Origin of the sequence: Vibrio sp. 10N.286.49.E11 (assembly GCF_041469505.1) — a bacterium.
GTDB classification, from domain to species: Bacteria; Pseudomonadota; Gammaproteobacteria; order Enterobacterales; family Vibrionaceae; genus Vibrio; species Vibrio crassostreae_C.
This window is the reverse complement of sequence record NZ_JBFRKQ010000136.1, coordinates 1-457: the sequence shown is the minus strand read 5'-3', so window position 1 is coordinate 457 and position 457 is coordinate 1. Positions and strand designations below refer to the sequence as shown.

The 457-nt window shown below is 49.7% G+C and carries 1 protein-coding gene; it reads right to left on the bottom strand.

From position 1 onward, the window contains the following. Positions 1-32: 32 nt before the first annotated feature. Positions 33-457 (bottom strand): transposase (locus tag AB4167_RS21840; protein ID WP_133160485.1); only part of this gene is annotated, 425 nt, incomplete at its 5' end.

The window sequence follows — 457 nt, the reverse complement described above, 5'->3', positions numbered from 1 at the left end:
GTATCCGCCCCATGAACCCACGGGGCGACTTGTCAGTGTTTGAAGTTCCAAGGCAGGAGTGCATCGATATCGGGCTCTGCTTTTGCTAGCTCTTTCATGCACTTGACCATATAGTCGTAGAGGATAAGACCGTTGGCTTTCGCGGTCTCGATGATGCTGTAAAGCATCGCGCTCGCCTCAGCACCATTTGGTGTGTTGGAGAATAGCCAATTTTTTCTGCCAATGACCAGTGGTTTAATTGCACGTTCAGCGCGATTATTATCGATAGATAAGTGACCATCGTCGATATAACGAATGAGCTTTGGCCATTGCCCGAGCGTGTACTTTATCGCTTTACCTAGTGGGCTAGAGCCTATCACCTTCTGGGTTGTCATCCATTGGTAAAGCTCATCCAGTATCGGCTTGGCAAGCGCTTGACGCTCTGCTTTTCGCTCTTCGGCAGGCGCACCTTTTAAGC